Genomic DNA, 16,927 nt, shown 5'->3' on the forward strand with positions numbered 1-16,927 from the left:
CATGGCATGCTGCCCTCGTGCTGAAGATCATTCCTTCCCACCAGTTGCAACTGGGCATGTTCCTCCACCAGCTCACAGGCTCGTGGATGGACCATCCTTTCTGGCGCTCGAAATTCCTGCTGCGTGACCAGCGGGACATCGCGCGCATCCTCGAAGCCGGCATCGCCGAGGTCGTGATCGACACCGAGCGCGGCCTGGACGTGCCGCTGGCAGGCGAGGCCGAAGCCTCGGCCGCAGTCGGTGCCGAGGCCTGGGCAACGCCGGCCGAAGAAGAAGACTCCCCGCTGCCATCGCCGCATCCGGCACTGGACCCGGTGGGGCCACGCTACACCGATGCGCTGCAGGTCAGCCGGCAGGCCATGGGCAGCGTGATGGGCCTGTTCGACGCAGCCCGCCTGGGCCAGGCGCTGGACGCCAAGACCTGCCTGCCGGTGGTCGAGGGCATCGTCGACGCCATGTCCCGCAAGCCAGGTGCGCTGGCCAGCGTGGCCCGGCTGAAGACGGTGGACGACTACACCTACATGCATGCAGTGGCGGTGTGCGCGCTGATGGTCGGCCTGGCGCGCCAGATGGGCTTGCCGCCGGCCATGGTGCGCGAAGCCGGCCTGGCCGGGCTGGTGCTGGACATCGGCAAGGCGGCGCTGCCGGCCGAGTTGTTGAACAAGCCCGGCCGCCTCAGTCCCGAAGAGCTGGCGCTGATGAAGACCCATGCCCGCCACAGCCACGACATGCTCAAGGCCGAAGGCGGCTACAGCCCGGCCGTGCTGAACGCCTGCCTGCATCACCACGAGCGGGTGGACGGCAGCGGCTATCCGGACGGGCAGGCTGGCGAGCGCATTGGCGTGCTGGCCCGCATGGCTGCGGTCTGCGATGTGTACGACGCGGTGACCTCGCGCCGGCCGTACCGCACCCCCTGGGACCCGGGCGACGCGATGCGGCAGATGGCCCAGGCCAAGGGGCAGTTCGACAATGCCGTGTTCCAGCATTTCGTCAAGGCCGTGGGCATCTACCCGGTGGGTTCGCTGGTGCGCCTGCAGTCGGAGCAACTGGCGGTTGTGCTGGCGCTCAACAGCAGCGCGCTGCTGACGCCGCGTGTGCGTGTTTTCTACGACATCGGCGAGCGGCACCGCATCACGCCGCATGTGCTGGACCTGGCTGAGACGGTGGGCAAGAACCGAATCCTGGGTCCGGAGGTGCCCGACGCCTGGCGCTTTGCGGACCTGGAACAGCTTTGGCTGCTGGATTGAAAGCGTCGTCAGGCGCGACGCAGCACCTGTAGCCAGACCAGGCCGCACAGGCCGAACAGCGCGAGGCTCCAGAACGCGAAGGGCACGCCCAGCAGGTTGACCGCCGCATCGGCGCAGGACGCCATCGGCGCGAAGACCGAAGGCGCCAGTTCGAACAGGCCCAGCTTGTCGAGGATCTTGTCGGCCAGCGTCAGGTTGCACGAGGCGCTGGCCGCGGCATAGAAGTGCTGCCACAGCGCGCTGGCCACACCTGCCAGGCTCAGCAGCAGGCCCAGGCCGGCCAGCGGCTTGCGCAGCCCGCGCACCGCGGCAGCCAGCAAGGCCAGCACGCCAATCACCAGGAAGATCAGCCGCTGCAGCGTGCACCAGGGGCAGGGCAGCATGTCCAGCTTGTACTGGGCAAACAGCGCAAAGCCGACCGCGCCAAAGCACAGCAGCGCCACCAGCACCAGCCACTGGCTGGCGGCCTTGTTGCCGCGGGCCATCAGGCGTGGATCTCGGCGATCAGTTCGATCTCGACGCAGGCGCCGCGCGGGATCTGGGCCACGCCAAACGCGCTGCGCGCATGCGCGCCAACCTCGGGGCCGAAGACCTCGCCGAACAATTCGGAGCAGCCGTTGGTCACCAGGTGCTGCTCGGTGAAGGTGGGCGCGGAATTGACCAGGCTCATCACCTTGACGATGCGCTTGACGCGCGAGAGGTCGCCACCGACCGCGGCGCTCAGCGTGCCCATCAGCTCGATGGCGATCGAGCGAGCGGCGGCCTGGCCTTCTTCGGTGGCCATGTTCACGCCCAGCTGGCCGACCCAGGGCTGGCCATCGGGCTTCTTGGCGATGTGGCCGGAGATGAAGACCAGCGAGCCGGTCTGCACGAAGGGCACATAAGCGGCGGCCGGGATGGCCACGGGCGGCAGCGCAATGCCCAGTTGTTGCAGGCGTTCGGCGACGGACATGATGACTTCTCTTTCTTCAAAAACAGACGGTGCGGGAATCCTACACTGGGGCATGAGAAGACGAGGATGGAGGGGCGGATGACCGGCTGGGGCCGTGGCGTCCTGCTGTTGGTGCTGGGTTGGGCCGCAGGCCTGGGCCTGCAACTGCAGCAGCCGGTCCTGTGGCCGCAGCCGGCTTATGGCGGCTTGCTGGCGGCGGGCGCGGTCTGCTGGCTGGCTGCCGCGTGGCTGCGGCGCCGGGCCGTGCTGCTGCTGGCCCTGGGGCTGGGCCTGGCGGCCTTCGGCAGCACGGGCCTGCGTGCGGCAGCGAGGCTGGCGCAGGTCTTGAGCCCTGCGCTGGAGGGGGTCGAGCTCCGTGTGCAGGGCCGTGTCGTCGGCCTGCCGCAGGTGGACGCAAGCGGTCTGCGCTTTGTGCTGCAGGTGAGTGGCGTGCAGGCGGCCGGTGGCCAGCCCATGCCGCTGGACGGGTTCCCTGCGCAGCTGTGGCTCTCATGGCCGGTGCCTGGCAGTCCGGACGAACTGGCCGGCGGCACCGCAGGTGCGCCTGCTGCCTTGCGGGCCGGCGAGGCCTGGCGCCTGCCGGTGAAGCTGAGGCGCCCGCATGGCGCGATGAACCCCGGTGGTTTCGATGCCGAGCTGTGGATGTTCGAGCAAGGCTTGGGCGCGGTCGGTGCGGTGCGCGCGCCCAGGCCTGGCATGGCCCAGCGGCTGGAGGGCCCGCGCTGGTGGCAACCTGCCGAAGCGCTGGACACGCTGCGCCAGCGCTGGCGCGACCGCATCCTGCTGGGCAGCGCCGACCCTGCCGCCACCGGCCTGCTGGCCGCGCTGGCGGTGGGCGACCAGTCGGCCATCGACGGTGGGTATCGACAATCAAGTTCTACCTTGACGCTACCTATGAAGCCGGTGTGATGCGCAAGGTCCGTTGACAAACGGTCCTACGTCAAGGGCGTCGAGCCCGCGGACCGTTTCGACAATCAAGTTCTACCCCGGCTCAGCGGCTGCCACTAGCCACTCACCGCGCGCGAACGCCGCAAGTCTCGGTTCGCGTCTTCCGCAGAGGCTACAACGGCTTGTTGGACTTGTCGGGTGACTCGGCCCGCGGGTCCTTGTATCCCGGTGCCAGATAAGCGTTGTTTGCCCCATAGAGGGCCAACGAGTCGCGAAGCCACAGGGCGTATTCCGGGCCCGTGAGGTTGTGGTCGGGGGAACAGTCCACCGTACCACGCCGCAGCATGTAGCCGGCGTTGGCTGCTCGGACTTTGACCTTCAACACTCCTTCAGGCATGTCGTAGTCCATCAAAACGACTTCTGGGCGAGGGTGCGTAGGGTGGGGCACAAGCTCCAGTTCAATGATGCGACTCCATTGAACGTCGTACTCGGCGGTCTCTTCCTTCAGGACTGGGCTGTCGTCCAGGACCGTCGGCGTATCCATGCGCGTAAAGACGAAGTCGCGAAACTGCTGTCTCTTTCGGTCAAACGCGCGAACGTGCCACCGAAGCCCAATGTCCACGAGCGCTAGGGGAACGAGCTCCCGTTCGGTCCTGCCGCTCTCGACAGACGTGTACGCGAGCCGGACTGCCTTACCAAGGTTTATAGCCCTGGTGATTGGCGCCAATACGGACATCTTTGGCAGGCTGAGCGCCGTCTGAATCTCACATCGCACCAGAGGTTGCCGGGGCTCCCCGATGCCTTCACCGAACCCTTGCGACAGTGCCGTCAGTACACGCTGCGGCGAGTGCTCGAACAGCGGCGTGAAGTTGGGGGTGATGCGATAGGTCTTCGTTACGTTGTCCAGCTCCAGGTTCTCAGGGGCGATTTCCTTGTACTGGGCGATGTCCCGCGTTGCTCCTGCAGGTGCTGTTTCAAAGCGCGCAACAACGTCTGAACGACGCAGCTCGCCGAGGAAGTACAGCTTGAAGTCAATGTGGGACAGGCGCTCCCGTTGTACGCGGGGCAGCTTCTCGAGGTCACGCCGTCGGCGCTCCGTCTGGTCTTCAGTCATCCCACAATCATAGCCCGGTATGCGCAGACTCTATGCGCGGACTGCTTCTATGACATAATCAGGATGAGCATGTCGTATGCTCTTCCAGTACAGATGGAGTCAGCATGGCAAAAAACAACCCGCCCGGTGACGGGCACCGAATTGGTGCGGTCAAGCAGCGCAGCCAAACTGTCACGCCCTCAGGCCACCACGTCAAGCGCGACACCGGCACGGGCCGGTTCATGGACGTGAAGACCACCGACAAGACGCCCTTCAAGGGCGTCAGGCGCGAGAAGAAGTAGGGCTACCCCATGCTCGAGCAGCTCGTGGACTACTTCCTGACGCAGCCCAAGCGGCTAGTCACGTTGGGGCAGTTGGTGGCCCGTTGCGGCAGCTTCCTTCTTGTCGTGGGCCTCATTGCCCATGCGGCGACAAGGAGCCTGTCCGTGGTCCGGGGCATGGCCGGCGCTCCGCAGACCGCCCCATCGCTGGCGGACTTGCTGCCCGCCGTGCCCACGTGGTGGGTGCCGGAGAGCGTCACTGGCTTCGGCTTGGGCGCGCTGCTTCTGGTGGCCGGCATGGTGGCGCTGCGGACCGGCCGCATCTACGAGCGCGTGCTGCGCCACTGACGGCCACAACGCACGAGAACATCTTGAGCAAGAGCGACGACGACCAACTGACACTTCCGGCGCGGCAGGCGGCCCCGGCGCCCGTTTCGGCGCCGGCCTGCGCTCCTGTGTTGAGCCCGCCATCCGCGGACCTGGCTGTTGTCGACGATGACGGTCTGGCCCAGGTGCTGAGGCGAATCGCTCAAGGAACGGGCGACGTGCTCGTCATCGCGAACGTCTACACAATCTGCGTGCTTCACCGCGCCGATGCCAGCTCGACCTGGCAGCGGGTCTGCTGCGGCGAGCTCGCCGAAAAGTCGGTCGAGGCGATGAAGCCGCTGGCCCGCACCCGTCTCTGGTGGAGCAGTACTGCCGGTTCGCCATGGGATGCAGACCCGGGCACCGTGCCAATGGTGAAGGCCACCTTGGCGTTCGTGAAAGGGTGGTTGAAGACGTCCGTCGACGAGGCCGGTCGTGAAGGCAATGTCACCGACGCCATCAAAGACGAGTTGACCTACTTGGCTGGCTGGCGCTGCCAGTTCGCCGGCTGTGGTCGGGACCTCAAGCGCCACGGCGCCACCGGCGGTCGCGGCCGCTTTAGCTACTTCGCCCACATCGTTGCGGCTTCGCCGGGCGGCCCGCGTGGCGACCCGGTGCTGTCAAAGCTGCTCGCGTCGGAGCTGAGCAACTTCATGCTCCTGTGCGACGAGTGCCACCGACTCATCGACAAGGTGAACCCAGCGAAGTACACGGTCGAGGTCCTGCGCAAGATGCGCGAGGACAACATCGCCGAGGTGAAGCGCCTGCTCGACAGTCTTCAGCACAAGTCCGCTGAAGTCATCGCCATCGTCGGCAACATCGCTGGCCAGCCGGCGCAGTTCAGCATGGACGACGCCCAGGAGGCGATGTGGGGCGCGGGGCTGCGCAGCGCCGAGGCCAAGCCCACCCGGTACTTCTACCCCGGCGGCCAGAACCACGACGTGCACTCGCCCGCCTACTGGGGCTCGCTGTTCCAGCAGATGAAGTCGGACCTGCCCGCTCTGCAGACGCTCTTGAACGGAACGCGCACCGGCACTGCTCGGCCGCGCCTGGCCATCTTTCCGATGCACAGCACGTCGGTGCTGCTGCTCGCCGGCCGCGTTCTCGGTGACACGGCAGCCACTCACCTGTTCCAGCCCCACCGCAACAAGGTTGGCCCCGGTACACGTTGGGCGTGGCCAGCGGCGGGCACGCTGCCGAGGCCGCCCTTGGACAAGTTCAGGGTCGAAGAACTGCATGCGCACGCGCAGGGTCAGGATGACGCCGTCTTGGTTGTCGCGCTGACGTCCGGCATCGACGCGGCACGCATGCCCCCCAGCTGCGCGTCCAACGGCAAGCTGATGCTGCCGACGTTGCGCATCATCGGCCCGACCTTCGACAAGGACTGCATGCAACAGCCCGAGGACCTGCAACTCGTGGGGTTGGCCGTCGACGCCGCAATGCGAAAGCTGCAAGACGAGTGGGGTGTGCGCAAGGTGCACCTGTTCGTCAGCGCACCGGCGTCTGCTGTGGTTGTCGTCGGCCAGAAGCTCCAGGCGCGGCATCACGCTGAATACACCTGCCACGAAGCATTGGCTGGGCCGGGCTCTGCCTACAAGCCCACCATCGAAATCACCCCCACGTCAGTCCGTGAGCTTGTCTCGGGAATGGCGCAAACCCTGTCCCTCCAGCCCTGAGCGAGGTTCCATGACCACCAACCCGACCCTGTCCAAGCGCGTCATCGAGTCGCTGAACGCGCGCAGTGAAGCCCAGCAGTGGGAAGACCTAATCGCGAGCCTGCTGCGCCGGCTCGAACTGGACAAGGCCGAGCGCCGCAACGCCGAGGCCGACTACACCAAGTTGGCCGACCGTTTGGCGCAAAAGCTCGACATCCCCCGCCATGACGTGCACATCTTTCCGCAGGGCTCGATGCGTACACAGACCACCATCAGCCAACGCTACCCGGTGAACTTCGACTTGGACTTGGTGGTCAAGCTGACGGGTCCGAAGTACGACTCGCCGGACCCGGAGCTGATGTTCAAGGCCTTCGGCAAGGCGCTGGAGGGCAACGAGTCGGTGACCGGCACGCCCGAGGCGAAGCGCCGCTGCTGGCGGTTGCCCTATCCAGGCAAGCCGTACTACTTCGATGTCACGCCTGCGGTGCGCGACCAGACGCATCGTGCAGGCTCGAGCTTGTCGGTACGTGACCCCGATACGCGCTGGGCACCTTCAAATCCCGAGGAGTTTGCCGAGTGGTTCTGCACGCACGCGGCCAAGCGCTTCCCATTCCAGGCGCTGGTGCGCAAGTCCTCGGTGGACGCGCGTACGACTGTGACGCCGCTGCCAGACAACCAGGTGGGCATCGACGACATCCTGCGGCGCACCGTGCAGCTGATGAAGTTGCACCGCGACACCCTCTACTGGGGCGTCGACGAGAAGAAGAAGGAGGTGATGCCCATCTCCGTCATCATCGTCACGCTCGCTGCGAAGGCATACGGCGACTTGGTGGCATACCGCAGCGGCGAGTTCAAGTCGCCCATCGAGGTCGTGCTCGCGCTCGTCGAGGCGATGCCCAAGTACATCGAGCAGCGTGCTGACGGCTGGCGTGTCGAAAATCCGAAACTTGCCAGCGAGAACTTCGCGGACAAGTGGAACACCGACAGCGGCGCGCGCAGGGCAGAGTTCCTGCGCTGGCACGGCAAGCTCGAGGCCGACCTCGAAGCGCTCCTTCATCAGAGTGCGCGGATGCCGAGCGAGGACAAGATTCGCCAGGTGTTCGGCACTGCCGGTGTGGAGGCGTGGAAGGCGACCAAGCCCAAGGCTAACGTGCTGGACGGCCTGATTGGCAGCGCCGCTGGCTTGGCGAAGACCAACCCCGACCGCCCGGTCAACATGGGTTCTTCGAACACGCTGGGCTGATACCGCGATGAAACAGAGTCCCTTCGAGACCGCCGGCGCGCGCGTCGAGGAGTGGCTCGACCGCGGTAGCGGCTCGGTGTGGGCCAAGCGCGACAAGCACTTGCGCGTCGAGCAGGGAATGGCGTGGGAAGTCGACCTGCAGGACGACACCCTGCCTGTGCACTCGTTGCGCATCGTGCTTCCACCGGACTTCCCTGCGAGTACCTGCGACCTTTTTGTAGACCGCAGCTACTTCCTGCGCTTGCCGCACGTGGAAGCAGACGGGCATGTTTGCCTGGGGCTGCAATCCATCCCGAACGACTACGACGACCCGGTGGCCGCTGTCGTGCGCGCGCTGGGCACGCTGAAGGACCAGCTTCTCGAGCCGTCGGTCGACAAGAGCTGGGTGGAGCACCAGTTCCAGACCGAGCGGGCGTCCTACTGGGCGCAGAGATGCATCGCGCGCAGGAAGGCGGGCGACCGTCGACCGGTGCCGTTGCACACGTACGTCGATGTGCGCGAACTCGACCGATGGGCGATGGGCTCGCTGGCCGCCTACGTGCCGAGTGGCGCCAAGCAGCGACTCTTCTCGCTGCAGGTCGCCGCAGAGCAGGCCGTGGACCCGAACGATACGGCGATACGGCACCGCTGGGCGGACGGGACAATGGTTCGCGGGAACGCGTTGTTTGTTCGCATGCCGCCTGACGAGCCATGGACTCCGTCGACTTGGCCTAATTCCTTCGGGGCGCTCGACGCCTTGGTCGGGCGGCTCACTGACAACGAGAGTTCGGTGGCGAGCTGGTTGCAGCGGACTGGCTGGGCGGACGACCCGCAACCGCACTCTCGGAAGAACAAGAAGAAGCGGCGGCGGGAGGCCGAAGCACCGCCTGGCCAGCGACCGCTGCTGGTGGTTCTTGTGCAGGACGGCGTGATGTACGGCTACCAGCTTTTCGGGTCGGCAACGCCGCGGCTCACGCTTCCCAGCATTGAGCCCGTCGACATCACCCGTGTCGACCCGGACTGGGCGCTTGCCCGCGACCATCAGCTTGATGTTCTTCGGGCACGTCGCCAGAAACGCGTTCTCTTCGTTGGGGCTGGCTCCCTTGGTAGTCCGCTGGCCCGGGCGCTAGTGCGTGCTGGTTTGGGCACCATCGACATCGTCGACGCGCAGTTGATGGGGCCCGAGAACACGAGCCGCCACGAGCTTGGGGCTGAGGAGGTGGGGCAGGGCAAAGCGCCCGCGTTGGCTGGGCGGCTGATGCGCGACGTTCCTGGCATCACTGCAAAAGGCTACATCGCTGAGGCTGCGGTGTGGATGACGCAGCACTGCAAGCCGGGCGTGTATGACTTGGTCGTCGACTGCACTGCCGAGTCCTCGGTTCGTGCCTTCATTGCGCACACTCGAAGCGGTCTACTCGGGGAGTGCCCTGTCATTCATGCGTGGACGGAGCCACTGTGCAGCGCCGGACATGTCGTGTTGTCGCAGCCCGACGTGCCTTGGCCCGCAGAGGACCAGGCGGACGAACTGGTGAACGCCAGCGACCTGTCAGCCGGAGACACTCGAATCCAACTGCCGGCTTGCTCGGCCGGCTTCCACCCCTATGGCGCCGCCGACATCGAGCTCGTCGCTGCCTTCGCCGCCGAGCGAGTCATCGCGTTGCTGGATGACCTCAGCCAGCGCTCCATGGTCTGGTCGTGCGTTCGGTCGAGTGCCTACTTTCAGAGCCTGCCCGTACCAGTTGCAACGCGCGCCATAGTGCCCACATCAACCTCGAAGTTCGACAGCATCATGACCAGCCGAGACCTTGCAGGGATTCTGGGCAGGGCATGAGTTCGACTCAGTTGACGTTCCGCCTCCCCGACGCCGCATGGACGCTGGAGTTCGGCGCTGAGGTGCTGCGCATGTTTGAAGAATGCGTCCAGCGTCACCGTTGGAGCAAGGAGTCGGTCGGGCAGCTCTTCACTAGAGACCTGACCTCGACACATGTTCTGGTGGAAGTCTCGACGTTGCTGAAGCCGACGTTGGCAACACGCGCTCGCGTTCGATTCGACACGAGGGCCGCTACCGCAGAGCGAGAAGCGATGTTCGAACGAGGGCTTCACTGCGTTGGCCTTTGGCATACCCATCCGGAGCCTGCGCCTCAGCCTTCCCCCGAGGACAGAGCGCTCGCGCGAGACCACGCCCGCGCGGCCAAGCCGCAAGTGAGCGGCGTGGTCTTCGTCATCATCGGGACATTGCCGATACCGGCGGGCCTAAGAGTATGGGTCGACAACGGCCTCGAACTGCGACGGGCCGAATTGCAGGAAACCTAGACCGCTCTTGAGACGTCTCGCGGCTCCTTGTCCAACCGGCAAACGGTGTGTGGGCTTGGCGGCACCGGCGAGGCTTTCCGGCTAACGTCGTCCTTGCCGGCCTTGTTCGCCGGACTGGGTGGCCCTGGGGGTGAGCGGCGGCACCACGCGCTTCGCGGGCTTGCCCGCCGAAGTCGTTGCCTAGACGGCGCCGCTCAGCACGTCGAGCATTAAACAGACGTGGTGGGATATCTGCAGTTCCTTGTTCTTCGGCAGACCAGGGAAGTGATTGCTCGATGCGTAGAGAGCAAACTCGTCGAGCGCAAAGTTATTCCCGAACTGCTTCGGGCGAGATTTCGCGGCGGCTGTGAGCTTCTTCGCGGCCTGCACAAACTTGCCCTGGATGCTGCCGACATCCTTGACGGTGTCGTCTGAGACGAAGTGCTCTATCCAGACGTCCCCCGACTTAGGTTCCTTGTAGATGGCGTGAATCGCAACCGCGGAAGGCGGCCCGCCGGTCGCGGAAAACGCCGACCCGATGGAGGCGTAGTCGCCGAAGCCGGCCCACGAGGGTTTGAAGGTCTTGTGACGGTCGGTGAACAGTTCAACGCCGTCGTAGTCTGAGTTGCGGTCAAGCTTGTTGAAGTAGTCCCGGATGCTGACGCGCTTGGTAGACGGCAACAGCGCACGCTGCGCCGCGGTCATACCGCTGAGGTCGAAGTGGAACTGGACATTTGGCGTAGCAGCGAGAGCCTTCAGCTGTGCGTCGCCGAGTACCGGACTCGCGTAGGCAAGAGCGACGCGCCGGCTGGAATACTTCTTCAGAAATCCGTTGACTTCGGAGAGTGCAGTGCTCGACGTGCAACGAAACGTGGGCACCAGATGCTGGTTGTCTTTGAGCTCTTCCCCGATGACTTTCAGCCACGCGACGACAGCTCCGGGCTGCTTCAGTTCGTGCTTGTCGGGGTTCAAGATGACGGCGAGCGGCTGTTCCGCAGCGCCGAACGCCCGAATGCATTTGACAAGAGCGACCGGCTTCCCGATGACAGGCTCGAGTAAGGGCACCAGCGATTTCAGGGACCTGTGGTCCGCGAGCATTGCTCGAAGTGCGAGCAACTCCGACTGACGTGCGTACAGAAACGGAAAGTACACGTTGCCCCCTCAGTGCGCTTTACGCGCATCTATGTCAAGTGAGAGGGAATGTAACGAGTCTATGCGTGACTAGCAAGGGCGTCCAGAACGCGCCTCCGTTGAGGGCGCGACAACGGTGTCGCGTATGCCAAGGCTCGCAGGCTCTTGGGGAGGGCCTGAATAAAGCTCACGGATTCGCCATCGGTTGTCCGGGCACGCATTGCGCCGACCAAGCCTTCGTGAGCTTCGTCACCCGAAAGCATCTCGAACAGTTCACGGTAGTGCTCGTGCAGCAGACCGTTCGGAAGCGTCGGCTGCGGTCCGAAGTGCGCGTGGACGATGTCCATGAACTCCTGCCGCCGAAGCATCCTGAAGACCGCTGCGGGTTCGACCCGGAGCGGGTCACCGATTGCTGGTCGGAGCTCTGTGAGGCTGCCCTTGCCCGTGAGGCAGAGGATGCCGATACGAGGGTCAACCAGCGACTCGTAGCGTTCTGCCAAGACCGGGTGCGTCACCACATACACCCTGTCAAATGCTCGCAAGTAGTCTTGCGTTTGAGTGGTTAGGCGCCGGTGGCTGTCGAACTCTGTCTTGATTTCATAAGCGGTCGACGTCCCGTTGAACACGGCCGCATCGACGATAGAGTTTCCAACGGCGAGTTCGATGGCCAAGCTTGAGGTGCGCGGGCTGTGGCGACCAAAGACGATGCGGTTGGCGATGGCGGCCTTGTAGACGTACTCGCAGCGGTAGCTGGACTCCATGACGGCCAGTGAGGCTTCGAAGAGGTCGCCGACGGCGGCACCGTCGCGCTTGCACGTCACACCGAGGGACATCAGTTCGCGGGCGACGTCGCTAGCTTCGCCGCTTCGAGCAATACGCTCTAGAACGGGCCGGGAAAAGACGCGGGAAATTTGACGGGAGTGCTCGAGCGAGTTCATCGGGTGACGGGGATGCATGACCTACTGTGTAGGAACAGCCGAGCCTAGAGTGTTTCCCTCGTGGTCCTATGGAGCGCGCGAGGAGGAGGGGCAGTGTACCGGCAGACTGCCGACGACTGCCTCGTGGCACGGCGCCGAAGAGCCAGACAGGTCACGGCGGCCCCCGAAATCTCGCGAGCGTCCGAAGGACGTCTGCCCACCGACCGTCCTTCTGCCACCGGCAGAAAGCCACGCAGGCTGTCGTGTGCTGGATGCCCGGTGGGTAGGTGGTCTCGGTCCAGGACGTTCCCTGGCATTGCTTGGCGAGCACAGCGTCAACGACTGCCCGTGGGGCGTGCTTGAAGCCAGGGCCGCCGCGTACGACGATTGGCTCAACCTCTTGCCACTCCTCATCGGATAAGGCGTGTTCACCATCGCGCAAGCCGATTGACTTGTCCTGCGTCTTGTTCCGCTTAAAGCCACTGGCCATGGCTTCGTCCATGACGTGGAAGCAGATGGTTCGGCTGTGGTCGCTGGCGAACTCGAACGGTTCTTCGTTGGCCGTTACCGAGACGAACGACAAGCGCGTGGCGTAGAAATTTTGCGCGTGCATGCGTCCGTGCAACACCATGCGCGCCGAGGCTTGCGGAAGCTTGAGGTCAAGCCGACCCTCCTGCGAAGCGCCAAAGGCACTTGCCCACATTGCGCGCGCGGATGGAAAGCAATACATCCACGAAAGCGGCTCGGCAATGGATGTTCGCTCGCGAGCGTGATACGAGCCCCGGAAGCTGCCTAGTAGCGCAATGTGCCCGTGGGGTCCGGGGCCAGCGTACGTGCACGCGTCTTCCAGAGATTGAGGACGGAAGAGCATGGGTAGGACGTGGTGGTTCGGCCGGAACAGCGCTCGCATCAGAACGAGCGCGGGCACTACGAACCGGATACGGTTGTACTGAAAGGCCCACACCGCGTGAGCATGGCCCTTCGGCACGGCTAGCCCAAATGCGCCAGCGTACTCGGCGATGCTCGCAGAGTCCCACTCATTGAAGCTCGCTTCCGCACGTCGTCGCGCGTCTGACGGGTCCGGCAGTCCATTCAAGCCCAGTTGGTCAAGCTCGTACCCATTTCTGGCTTCGAGGCTCCCGATGCCAATCGCCAGAACTCGCTGCCCATCCTTGGCCAGCCGTGTCACCAACTCCATGTTCTTCTCCGAAATGCTCGGAGAAGTGAAGGCACCAGTTTTATCCGCCGCCCTGACCAACTCGAGGGCTGCGTCGGGCTTCGGGCCATCGGTTAGCAGAGCGCCACTCAGCGTCTTCCAGTTCTAACAGTCTCAAGTGAGCTGTAAAGACTGCCTCCAGCGAAGGCAGACGGCTGGCGGCTTCGATTTGCTCGACCGTGTATTCCCGTGGGAGGGGGGCGCACTGGGCCGGGTCGATGCCTGGTTTGGTGGTTGCGTCTTGACGGCTCATGTCCTGCAAGTTGTTCGTAGTTGGGGTTGTGCTTTGGCTGCGCACCCGTCGTGTAGCGTTCCTGTTTATCTGAAGGTCCATGCCGCCAACGGGCGCCGTGGCGATTCCAGACTACTTGCGACACTTTGCTCGCTATGTCGGCTCCTCGCGACCTACTTGGCGTTTTGTCGGCGCCAGGTTGCACGTCAAGCGCGTTGCGGCAAATGTGCGTAGACAATGCTCTGCGACCGGGAATCCGGCGCAAAAGGGGGGCTCGATGGCAAGAATTCGCAAGGTTGAAATCCGCAACTTCCGCTCGATTCGCTCGTTAGACTGGTGCCCCACCGAAGGGGTGAACTGCCTCATTGGGCCGGGCGACAGCGGGAAGTCCACCATCCTGGATGCCATAGACCTCTGCTTGGCAGCTCGCCGCAATCTGGCGGTCGTCGATACCGACTTTTTCGGGTTGGATGTCACGCAGGACATTTGCATCACGCTGACCTTGGGAGCGCTGCCCGGCGCCCTGAAGAACATCGACGCCTATGGCGAGTACCTTCGAGGCTTTGACGGCTCGACGGGCAGCGTTGAGGACGAGCCACGCAAGGGACTGGAGACGGTCCTGACCTTGAGGCTTACCGTCAAGGCCGACCTCGAGCCCCTCTGGGCGCTCTATTCGGACCGGACGGCAGCGGTTGAACCTACTCGCGGGCTCGCCTGGAAGGACAGGATGGCTCTGGCCCCTGCAAGACTAGGAAATCATCCAAACTCCAATCTCTCCTGGACCAGAGGTTCGGTGTTAAACCGCCTGTCGGATGAACGCGCTGACGTCGGTTCTGAACTTGTGCGTGCGGCACGCGAAGCTCGAGCCGGGTTTGGTGCTAAGGCCGCGCCGCAACTCGCCGGTACGCTCAAGACGGTCACGCAAACAGCCCACGGCCTTGGCGTTCCCGTCGGCACCTCGGCAACGGCATTGCTGGATGCTCACTCGGTATCGTTCGGCGACGGCGCAATCTCCTTGCACAGCGAGAGCGGTATCCCACTCCGAAGTCTTGGGACCGGTTCATCTCGATTGTTGATTGCCGGTCTTCACCGTGCTGCGGCCGAGGCCGCCAGCATTGTGTTGGTCGACGAAATCGAGTTCGGCCTCGAGCCCCACCGCCTGACTAGGCTTCTCGGTTCACTCGGCTCCAAAGAGAAGGCGCCGCCCCTTCAGGTATTCATGACGACGCACTCGCCCGTCGTTCTGCGTGAGCTGTCGGGTGCACAGCTCTTCGTGGTTCGGGCCACTGGTGGAATCCATGGCGTCCTGCAGGTGGGCACCGGGGATGACGTGCAAAGCACCATCCGCAGCTATCCAGAGGCCTTTCTGGCCAGGACGGTCGTCGTCTGTGAGGGCGCTAGCGAAGTCGGCCTCATTCGCGGCCTGGACGACTACTGGACGGCCCAGGGGTATGCGTCTCTTCAAGCAGCGGGCGTGTCGTACGTTGACACCGGAGGTGGCGACGCTGACCGTTGCTTCCACCGCGCAGAAGCGTTTCAGAAGCTGGGGTATCGCGTCGCAACCGTGCAGGACAACGACAAGACGCCAACACCTGCGGTCGTTGCCAAGTTCGTGGCTGCCGGCGGCTATTCGGTCGCTTGGCGGGGCGGACGCGCGCTCGAAGATGAGCTCTTCATGAGCTTTCCACCTCCGGTCGTGTCGGCCTTGATTGACCGCGCCCTCGAGCTCACTGAGGACGGCTTGGTAGACCAGCATATCAAGACCAAGTCCGTGGGCAAGGCGAATCTCGCGATGGTCTTGCAGGATGGGAAGGATGTCGGTTTCTCAGTCGCTGCACGACAGCTTTTGGGCGAGGCTTCCCGCATTCGGAAGGCCGGCTGGTTCAAATCCATCACCAAGATGGAAGGCGTCGCCCGAGACTTTCTCGGTCCCCACTTCGAGGCCAGCGACCCCGGATTCCGGGACGTAGTCAGAAACCTGTTCGGCTGGGCATATGCACATGCCTGAGCTCGACCTGCTCTCTGTCCAACGGGGCACCGTGACTGCGCCGGCCGGGTGCGGTAAGACGCAGCTCATTGCCGATACGCTGAAGCTCCATGCCGACGCCAGGCCGGTGCTGGTGCTGACGCACACCAATGCCGGCAAGGGAGCACTGGAGGCGCGATTGGCGCGAGCGGCGGTGCCAAAGAGCGCCTACCGTGTCTCGACAATCGACAGTTGGGCCATTCGGTTGATTTCGAAGTTCCCCGTGCGGAGCGGCCACAACCCGGGCATCCTTCGGCTGGAGAACCCAGGTACTGACTATGTGGCCATTCGACAAGCGGCCTGGAGGCTTCTCGGCCAAGGTGATGTGAGCGATGCGCTGCGCGCGACCTACAGCCGCCTCATGGTTGACGAATATCAGGACTGCACTCTGCCCCAGCACAACATCATTGGTTGGGCTGCCGACGTACTTCCGACCTGCGTCCTCGGAGACCCTCTACAGGCCATTTTTGGATTTCGCGAGCCAACGGTGAACTGGACCTCGGATGTCCACGGGCTGTTCCCTCCGCTCGGTGTCTTGGAGACCCCATGGCGCTGGCGCAACGCGGACGCGGAGAACTTGGGCCAGTGGCTCCTTGGCGCACGAGTGCCCTTGCTAGCCGGGGCTCCACTTGACCTTCGGGGGGCACCACCAGAAGTCACATGGATTCAACTCGCCGCAGACCCTTCGGCGGCTCACCTGCAACGCATGGAGGCGGCACGGACCAAGGCTCCTACACCCCAGGGGACCGTGCTTGTAATCGGCGACAGCACCAGCCCCAAGGGACAGCAGATGATTGCCTCCCAGACCCCCGGGGCCACTGCAGTCGAGGCCGTGGACCTCCGTGACTTGACCGCTTTCGGCAGGTCGTTCGACCCAGGAAGAGCCGGCTCGCTGGTTGAGTTGGTCAACTTCTCCGCGGAATTGATGACCAACCTCGGTGCTGCCGAGCTGCATCGCCGCGTGGAGTCGTTAACGAAGGGCACTGCCCGAAAGGAAGCGACAGCTGTTGAGTCCGCCGCCATTGCTTTTCTCGGGGCTCCGTCGTTTGGAACTTCACTGGAAGCGCTTGACGCCTTCGAAAACGCACCCGATGTGCGTGTCTACCGCCCGGAAGTTCTCCACGTATGCAAGGCTGCCATGCGAGCAGCCGCGAGCGGCGAGTGCACGTTCTATGAAGCCGTCGTTCGGGCTCGTGAGCGAAATCGCCACCTTGGCAGGCCAACTACCAAGCGAGCAGTTGGCAGCACACTGCTACTCAAGGGCCTCGAAGCTGATGTAGTCGTTGTGCTCAATCCGGCAGCGATGGATGCGCGGCACCTATACGTGGCATTGACTCGCGGCGCGAGACGCTTGGTGGTCTGTTCACAAACGCCCGTCCTCGCTCCTGCGCGTTGAACTCGGCCATCTG

16 protein-coding genes are annotated in these 16,927 nt (G+C 64.1%); 10 read left to right on the forward strand and 6 right to left on the reverse strand.

Going from position 1 to position 16,927, the window contains the following annotated elements; genetic code table 11:
- The first annotated feature begins 17 nt into the window (after window positions 1–17).
- The gene (locus ACAH41_RS01040) at window positions 18–1,247 is read left to right on the forward strand and encodes an HD-GYP domain-containing protein (protein WP_325651836.1); all 1,230 of its coding nucleotides are present in this window, start codon (window positions 18–20) and stop codon (window positions 1,245–1,247) included.
- Between the two features lie 8 nt (window positions 1,248–1,255).
- Here ACAH41_RS01040 and ACAH41_RS01045 read toward each other — a convergent pair whose 3' ends face one another.
- Complete coding sequence (locus ACAH41_RS01045; RefSeq protein WP_325651834.1) at window positions 1,256–1,732, reverse strand: disulfide bond formation protein B; 477 nt, start codon at window positions 1,730–1,732, stop codon at window positions 1,256–1,258.
- Window positions 1,732–2,199 (reverse strand): RidA family protein, encoded by a 468-nt coding sequence (locus ACAH41_RS01050; RefSeq protein WP_325651832.1) that lies wholly within the window; start codon window positions 2,197–2,199, stop codon window positions 1,732–1,734. The genes ACAH41_RS01045 and ACAH41_RS01050 overlap by 1 nt, the downstream gene beginning before the upstream one ends.
- A 78-nt stretch (window positions 2,200–2,277) precedes the next feature.
- On the opposite strand from ACAH41_RS01050, the gene ACAH41_RS01055 reads away from it, so the two are divergent.
- Window positions 2,278–3,108 carry a ComEC/Rec2 family competence protein gene (locus ACAH41_RS01055; protein WP_325651830.1) on the forward strand — a complete coding sequence of 277 codons (831 nt, stop codon included), beginning with the start codon at window positions 2,278–2,280 and terminating at the stop codon, window positions 3,106–3,108.
- Window positions 3,109–3,259: 151 nt separating this feature from the next.
- On the opposite strand, the gene ACAH41_RS01060 is transcribed toward ACAH41_RS01055, so the two are convergent.
- On the reverse strand, window positions 3,260–4,201 hold the full coding sequence (locus ACAH41_RS01060) for a WYL domain-containing protein (protein WP_325651828.1): 942 nt from the start codon (window positions 4,199–4,201) through the stop codon (window positions 3,260–3,262).
- Between the two features lie 104 nt (window positions 4,202–4,305).
- Here ACAH41_RS01060 and ACAH41_RS01065 point away from each other — a divergent pair, with 104 nt between their 5' ends.
- The 6 genes from ACAH41_RS01065 to ACAH41_RS01090 are packed head-to-tail and all read left to right on the forward strand — an operon-like array spanning window position 4,306 to window position 10,017.
- A complete protein-coding gene (locus ACAH41_RS01065) occupies window positions 4,306–4,482 on the forward strand; it encodes a hypothetical protein (protein WP_325651826.1) in 177 nt (58 codons plus the stop codon).
- A gap of 9 nt (window positions 4,483–4,491) precedes the next feature.
- Window positions 4,492–4,809: a hypothetical protein gene (locus tag ACAH41_RS01070; RefSeq protein ID WP_325651824.1), complete on the forward strand. Its 318-nt coding sequence runs from the start codon at window positions 4,492–4,494 to the stop codon at window positions 4,807–4,809.
- A 23-nt stretch (window positions 4,810–4,832) separates the two neighbouring features.
- Window positions 4,833–6,503, forward strand: coding sequence for an SAVED domain-containing protein (locus tag ACAH41_RS01075; RefSeq protein ID WP_325651822.1), 1,671 nt, complete (start codon window positions 4,833–4,835; stop codon window positions 6,501–6,503).
- Between the two features lie 10 nt (window positions 6,504–6,513).
- On the forward strand, window positions 6,514–7,725 hold the full coding sequence (locus tag ACAH41_RS01080; protein ID WP_325651820.1) for a nucleotidyltransferase: 1,212 nt from the start codon (window positions 6,514–6,516) through the stop codon (window positions 7,723–7,725).
- A gap of 7 nt (window positions 7,726–7,732) precedes the next feature.
- Window positions 7,733–9,535: a ThiF family adenylyltransferase gene (locus tag ACAH41_RS01085; protein ID WP_325651818.1), complete on the forward strand. Its 1,803-nt coding sequence runs from the start codon at window positions 7,733–7,735 to the stop codon at window positions 9,533–9,535.
- Window positions 9,532–10,017 (forward strand): Mov34/MPN/PAD-1 family protein, encoded by a 486-nt coding sequence (locus ACAH41_RS01090; RefSeq protein WP_325651817.1) that lies wholly within the window; start codon window positions 9,532–9,534, stop codon window positions 10,015–10,017. The genes ACAH41_RS01085 and ACAH41_RS01090 overlap by 4 nt, the downstream gene beginning before the upstream one ends.
- A gap of 180 nt (window positions 10,018–10,197) precedes the next feature.
- Here the strand turns inward: ACAH41_RS01090 and ACAH41_RS01095 are convergent, their stop codons facing one another.
- From ACAH41_RS01095 to ACAH41_RS01105, 3 genes are all read right to left on the reverse strand, one after another.
- The gene (locus ACAH41_RS01095) at window positions 10,198–11,148 is read right to left on the reverse strand and encodes a sce7725 family protein (protein ID WP_325651815.1); all 951 of its coding nucleotides are present in this window, start codon (window positions 11,146–11,148) and stop codon (window positions 10,198–10,200) included.
- 59 nt (window positions 11,149–11,207) lie between these two features.
- On the reverse strand, window positions 11,208–12,065 hold the full coding sequence (locus ACAH41_RS01100; protein ID WP_325651813.1) for a sce7726 family protein: 858 nt from the start codon (window positions 12,063–12,065) through the stop codon (window positions 11,208–11,210).
- A gap of 151 nt (window positions 12,066–12,216) precedes the next feature.
- The gene (locus ACAH41_RS01105) at window positions 12,217–13,242 is read right to left on the reverse strand and encodes a transposase (protein ID WP_325651812.1); all 1,026 of its coding nucleotides are present in this window, start codon (window positions 13,240–13,242) and stop codon (window positions 12,217–12,219) included.
- A gap of 527 nt (window positions 13,243–13,769) precedes the next feature.
- Between ACAH41_RS01105 and ACAH41_RS01110 the strand changes: the two genes are divergently transcribed.
- Window positions 13,770–15,500: an AAA family ATPase gene (locus ACAH41_RS01110; RefSeq protein ID WP_325651810.1), complete on the forward strand. Its 1,731-nt coding sequence runs from the start codon at window positions 13,770–13,772 to the stop codon at window positions 15,498–15,500.
- Window positions 15,493–16,914 (forward strand): UvrD-helicase domain-containing protein, encoded by a 1,422-nt coding sequence (locus ACAH41_RS01115; protein WP_325651808.1) that lies wholly within the window; start codon window positions 15,493–15,495, stop codon window positions 16,912–16,914. The genes ACAH41_RS01110 and ACAH41_RS01115 overlap by 8 nt, the downstream gene beginning before the upstream one ends.
- Window positions 16,915–16,927: the final 13 nt, after the last annotated feature.

Origin of the sequence: Ideonella sp., from assembly GCF_041287625.1 — a bacterium.
In the GTDB taxonomy this organism is placed as follows: Bacteria; Pseudomonadota; Gammaproteobacteria; order Burkholderiales; family Burkholderiaceae_C; genus Ideonella.

What these genes read in the sequence shown, in the direction of transcription:
- ACAH41_RS01045 (WP_325651834.1), bottom strand. Translation starts at nt 1,732, where the DNA reads ATGGCCCGCGGCAACAAGGCCGCCAGCCAGTGGCTGGTGCTGGTGGCG.
- ACAH41_RS01050 (WP_325651832.1), bottom strand. Translation starts at nt 2,199, where the DNA reads ATGTCCGTCGCCGAACGCCTGCAACAACTGGGCATTGCGCTGCCGCCC.
- ACAH41_RS01055 (WP_325651830.1), top strand. Translation starts at nt 2,278, where the DNA reads ATGACCGGCTGGGGCCGTGGCGTCCTGCTGTTGGTGCTGGGTTGGGCC.
- ACAH41_RS01060 (WP_325651828.1), bottom strand. Translation starts at nt 4,201, where the DNA reads ATGACTGAAGACCAGACGGAGCGCCGACGGCGTGACCTCGAGAAGCTG.
- ACAH41_RS01065 (WP_325651826.1), top strand. Translation starts at nt 4,306, where the DNA reads ATGGCAAAAAACAACCCGCCCGGTGACGGGCACCGAATTGGTGCGGTC.
- ACAH41_RS01070 (WP_325651824.1), top strand. Translation starts at nt 4,492, where the DNA reads ATGCTCGAGCAGCTCGTGGACTACTTCCTGACGCAGCCCAAGCGGCTA.
- ACAH41_RS01080 (WP_325651820.1), top strand. Translation starts at nt 6,514, where the DNA reads ATGACCACCAACCCGACCCTGTCCAAGCGCGTCATCGAGTCGCTGAAC.
- ACAH41_RS01085 (WP_325651818.1), top strand. Translation starts at nt 7,733, where the DNA reads ATGAAACAGAGTCCCTTCGAGACCGCCGGCGCGCGCGTCGAGGAGTGG.
- ACAH41_RS01090 (WP_325651817.1), top strand. Translation starts at nt 9,532, where the DNA reads ATGAGTTCGACTCAGTTGACGTTCCGCCTCCCCGACGCCGCATGGACG.
- ACAH41_RS01100 (WP_325651813.1), bottom strand. Translation starts at nt 12,065, where the DNA reads ATGAACTCGCTCGAGCACTCCCGTCAAATTTCCCGCGTCTTTTCCCGG.
- ACAH41_RS01105 (WP_325651812.1), bottom strand. Translation starts at nt 13,242, where the DNA reads ATGGAGTTGGTGACACGGCTGGCCAAGGATGGGCAGCGAGTTCTGGCG.
- ACAH41_RS01110 (WP_325651810.1), top strand. Translation starts at nt 13,770, where the DNA reads ATGGCAAGAATTCGCAAGGTTGAAATCCGCAACTTCCGCTCGATTCGC.
- ACAH41_RS01115 (WP_325651808.1), top strand. Translation starts at nt 15,493, where the DNA reads ATGCCTGAGCTCGACCTGCTCTCTGTCCAACGGGGCACCGTGACTGCG.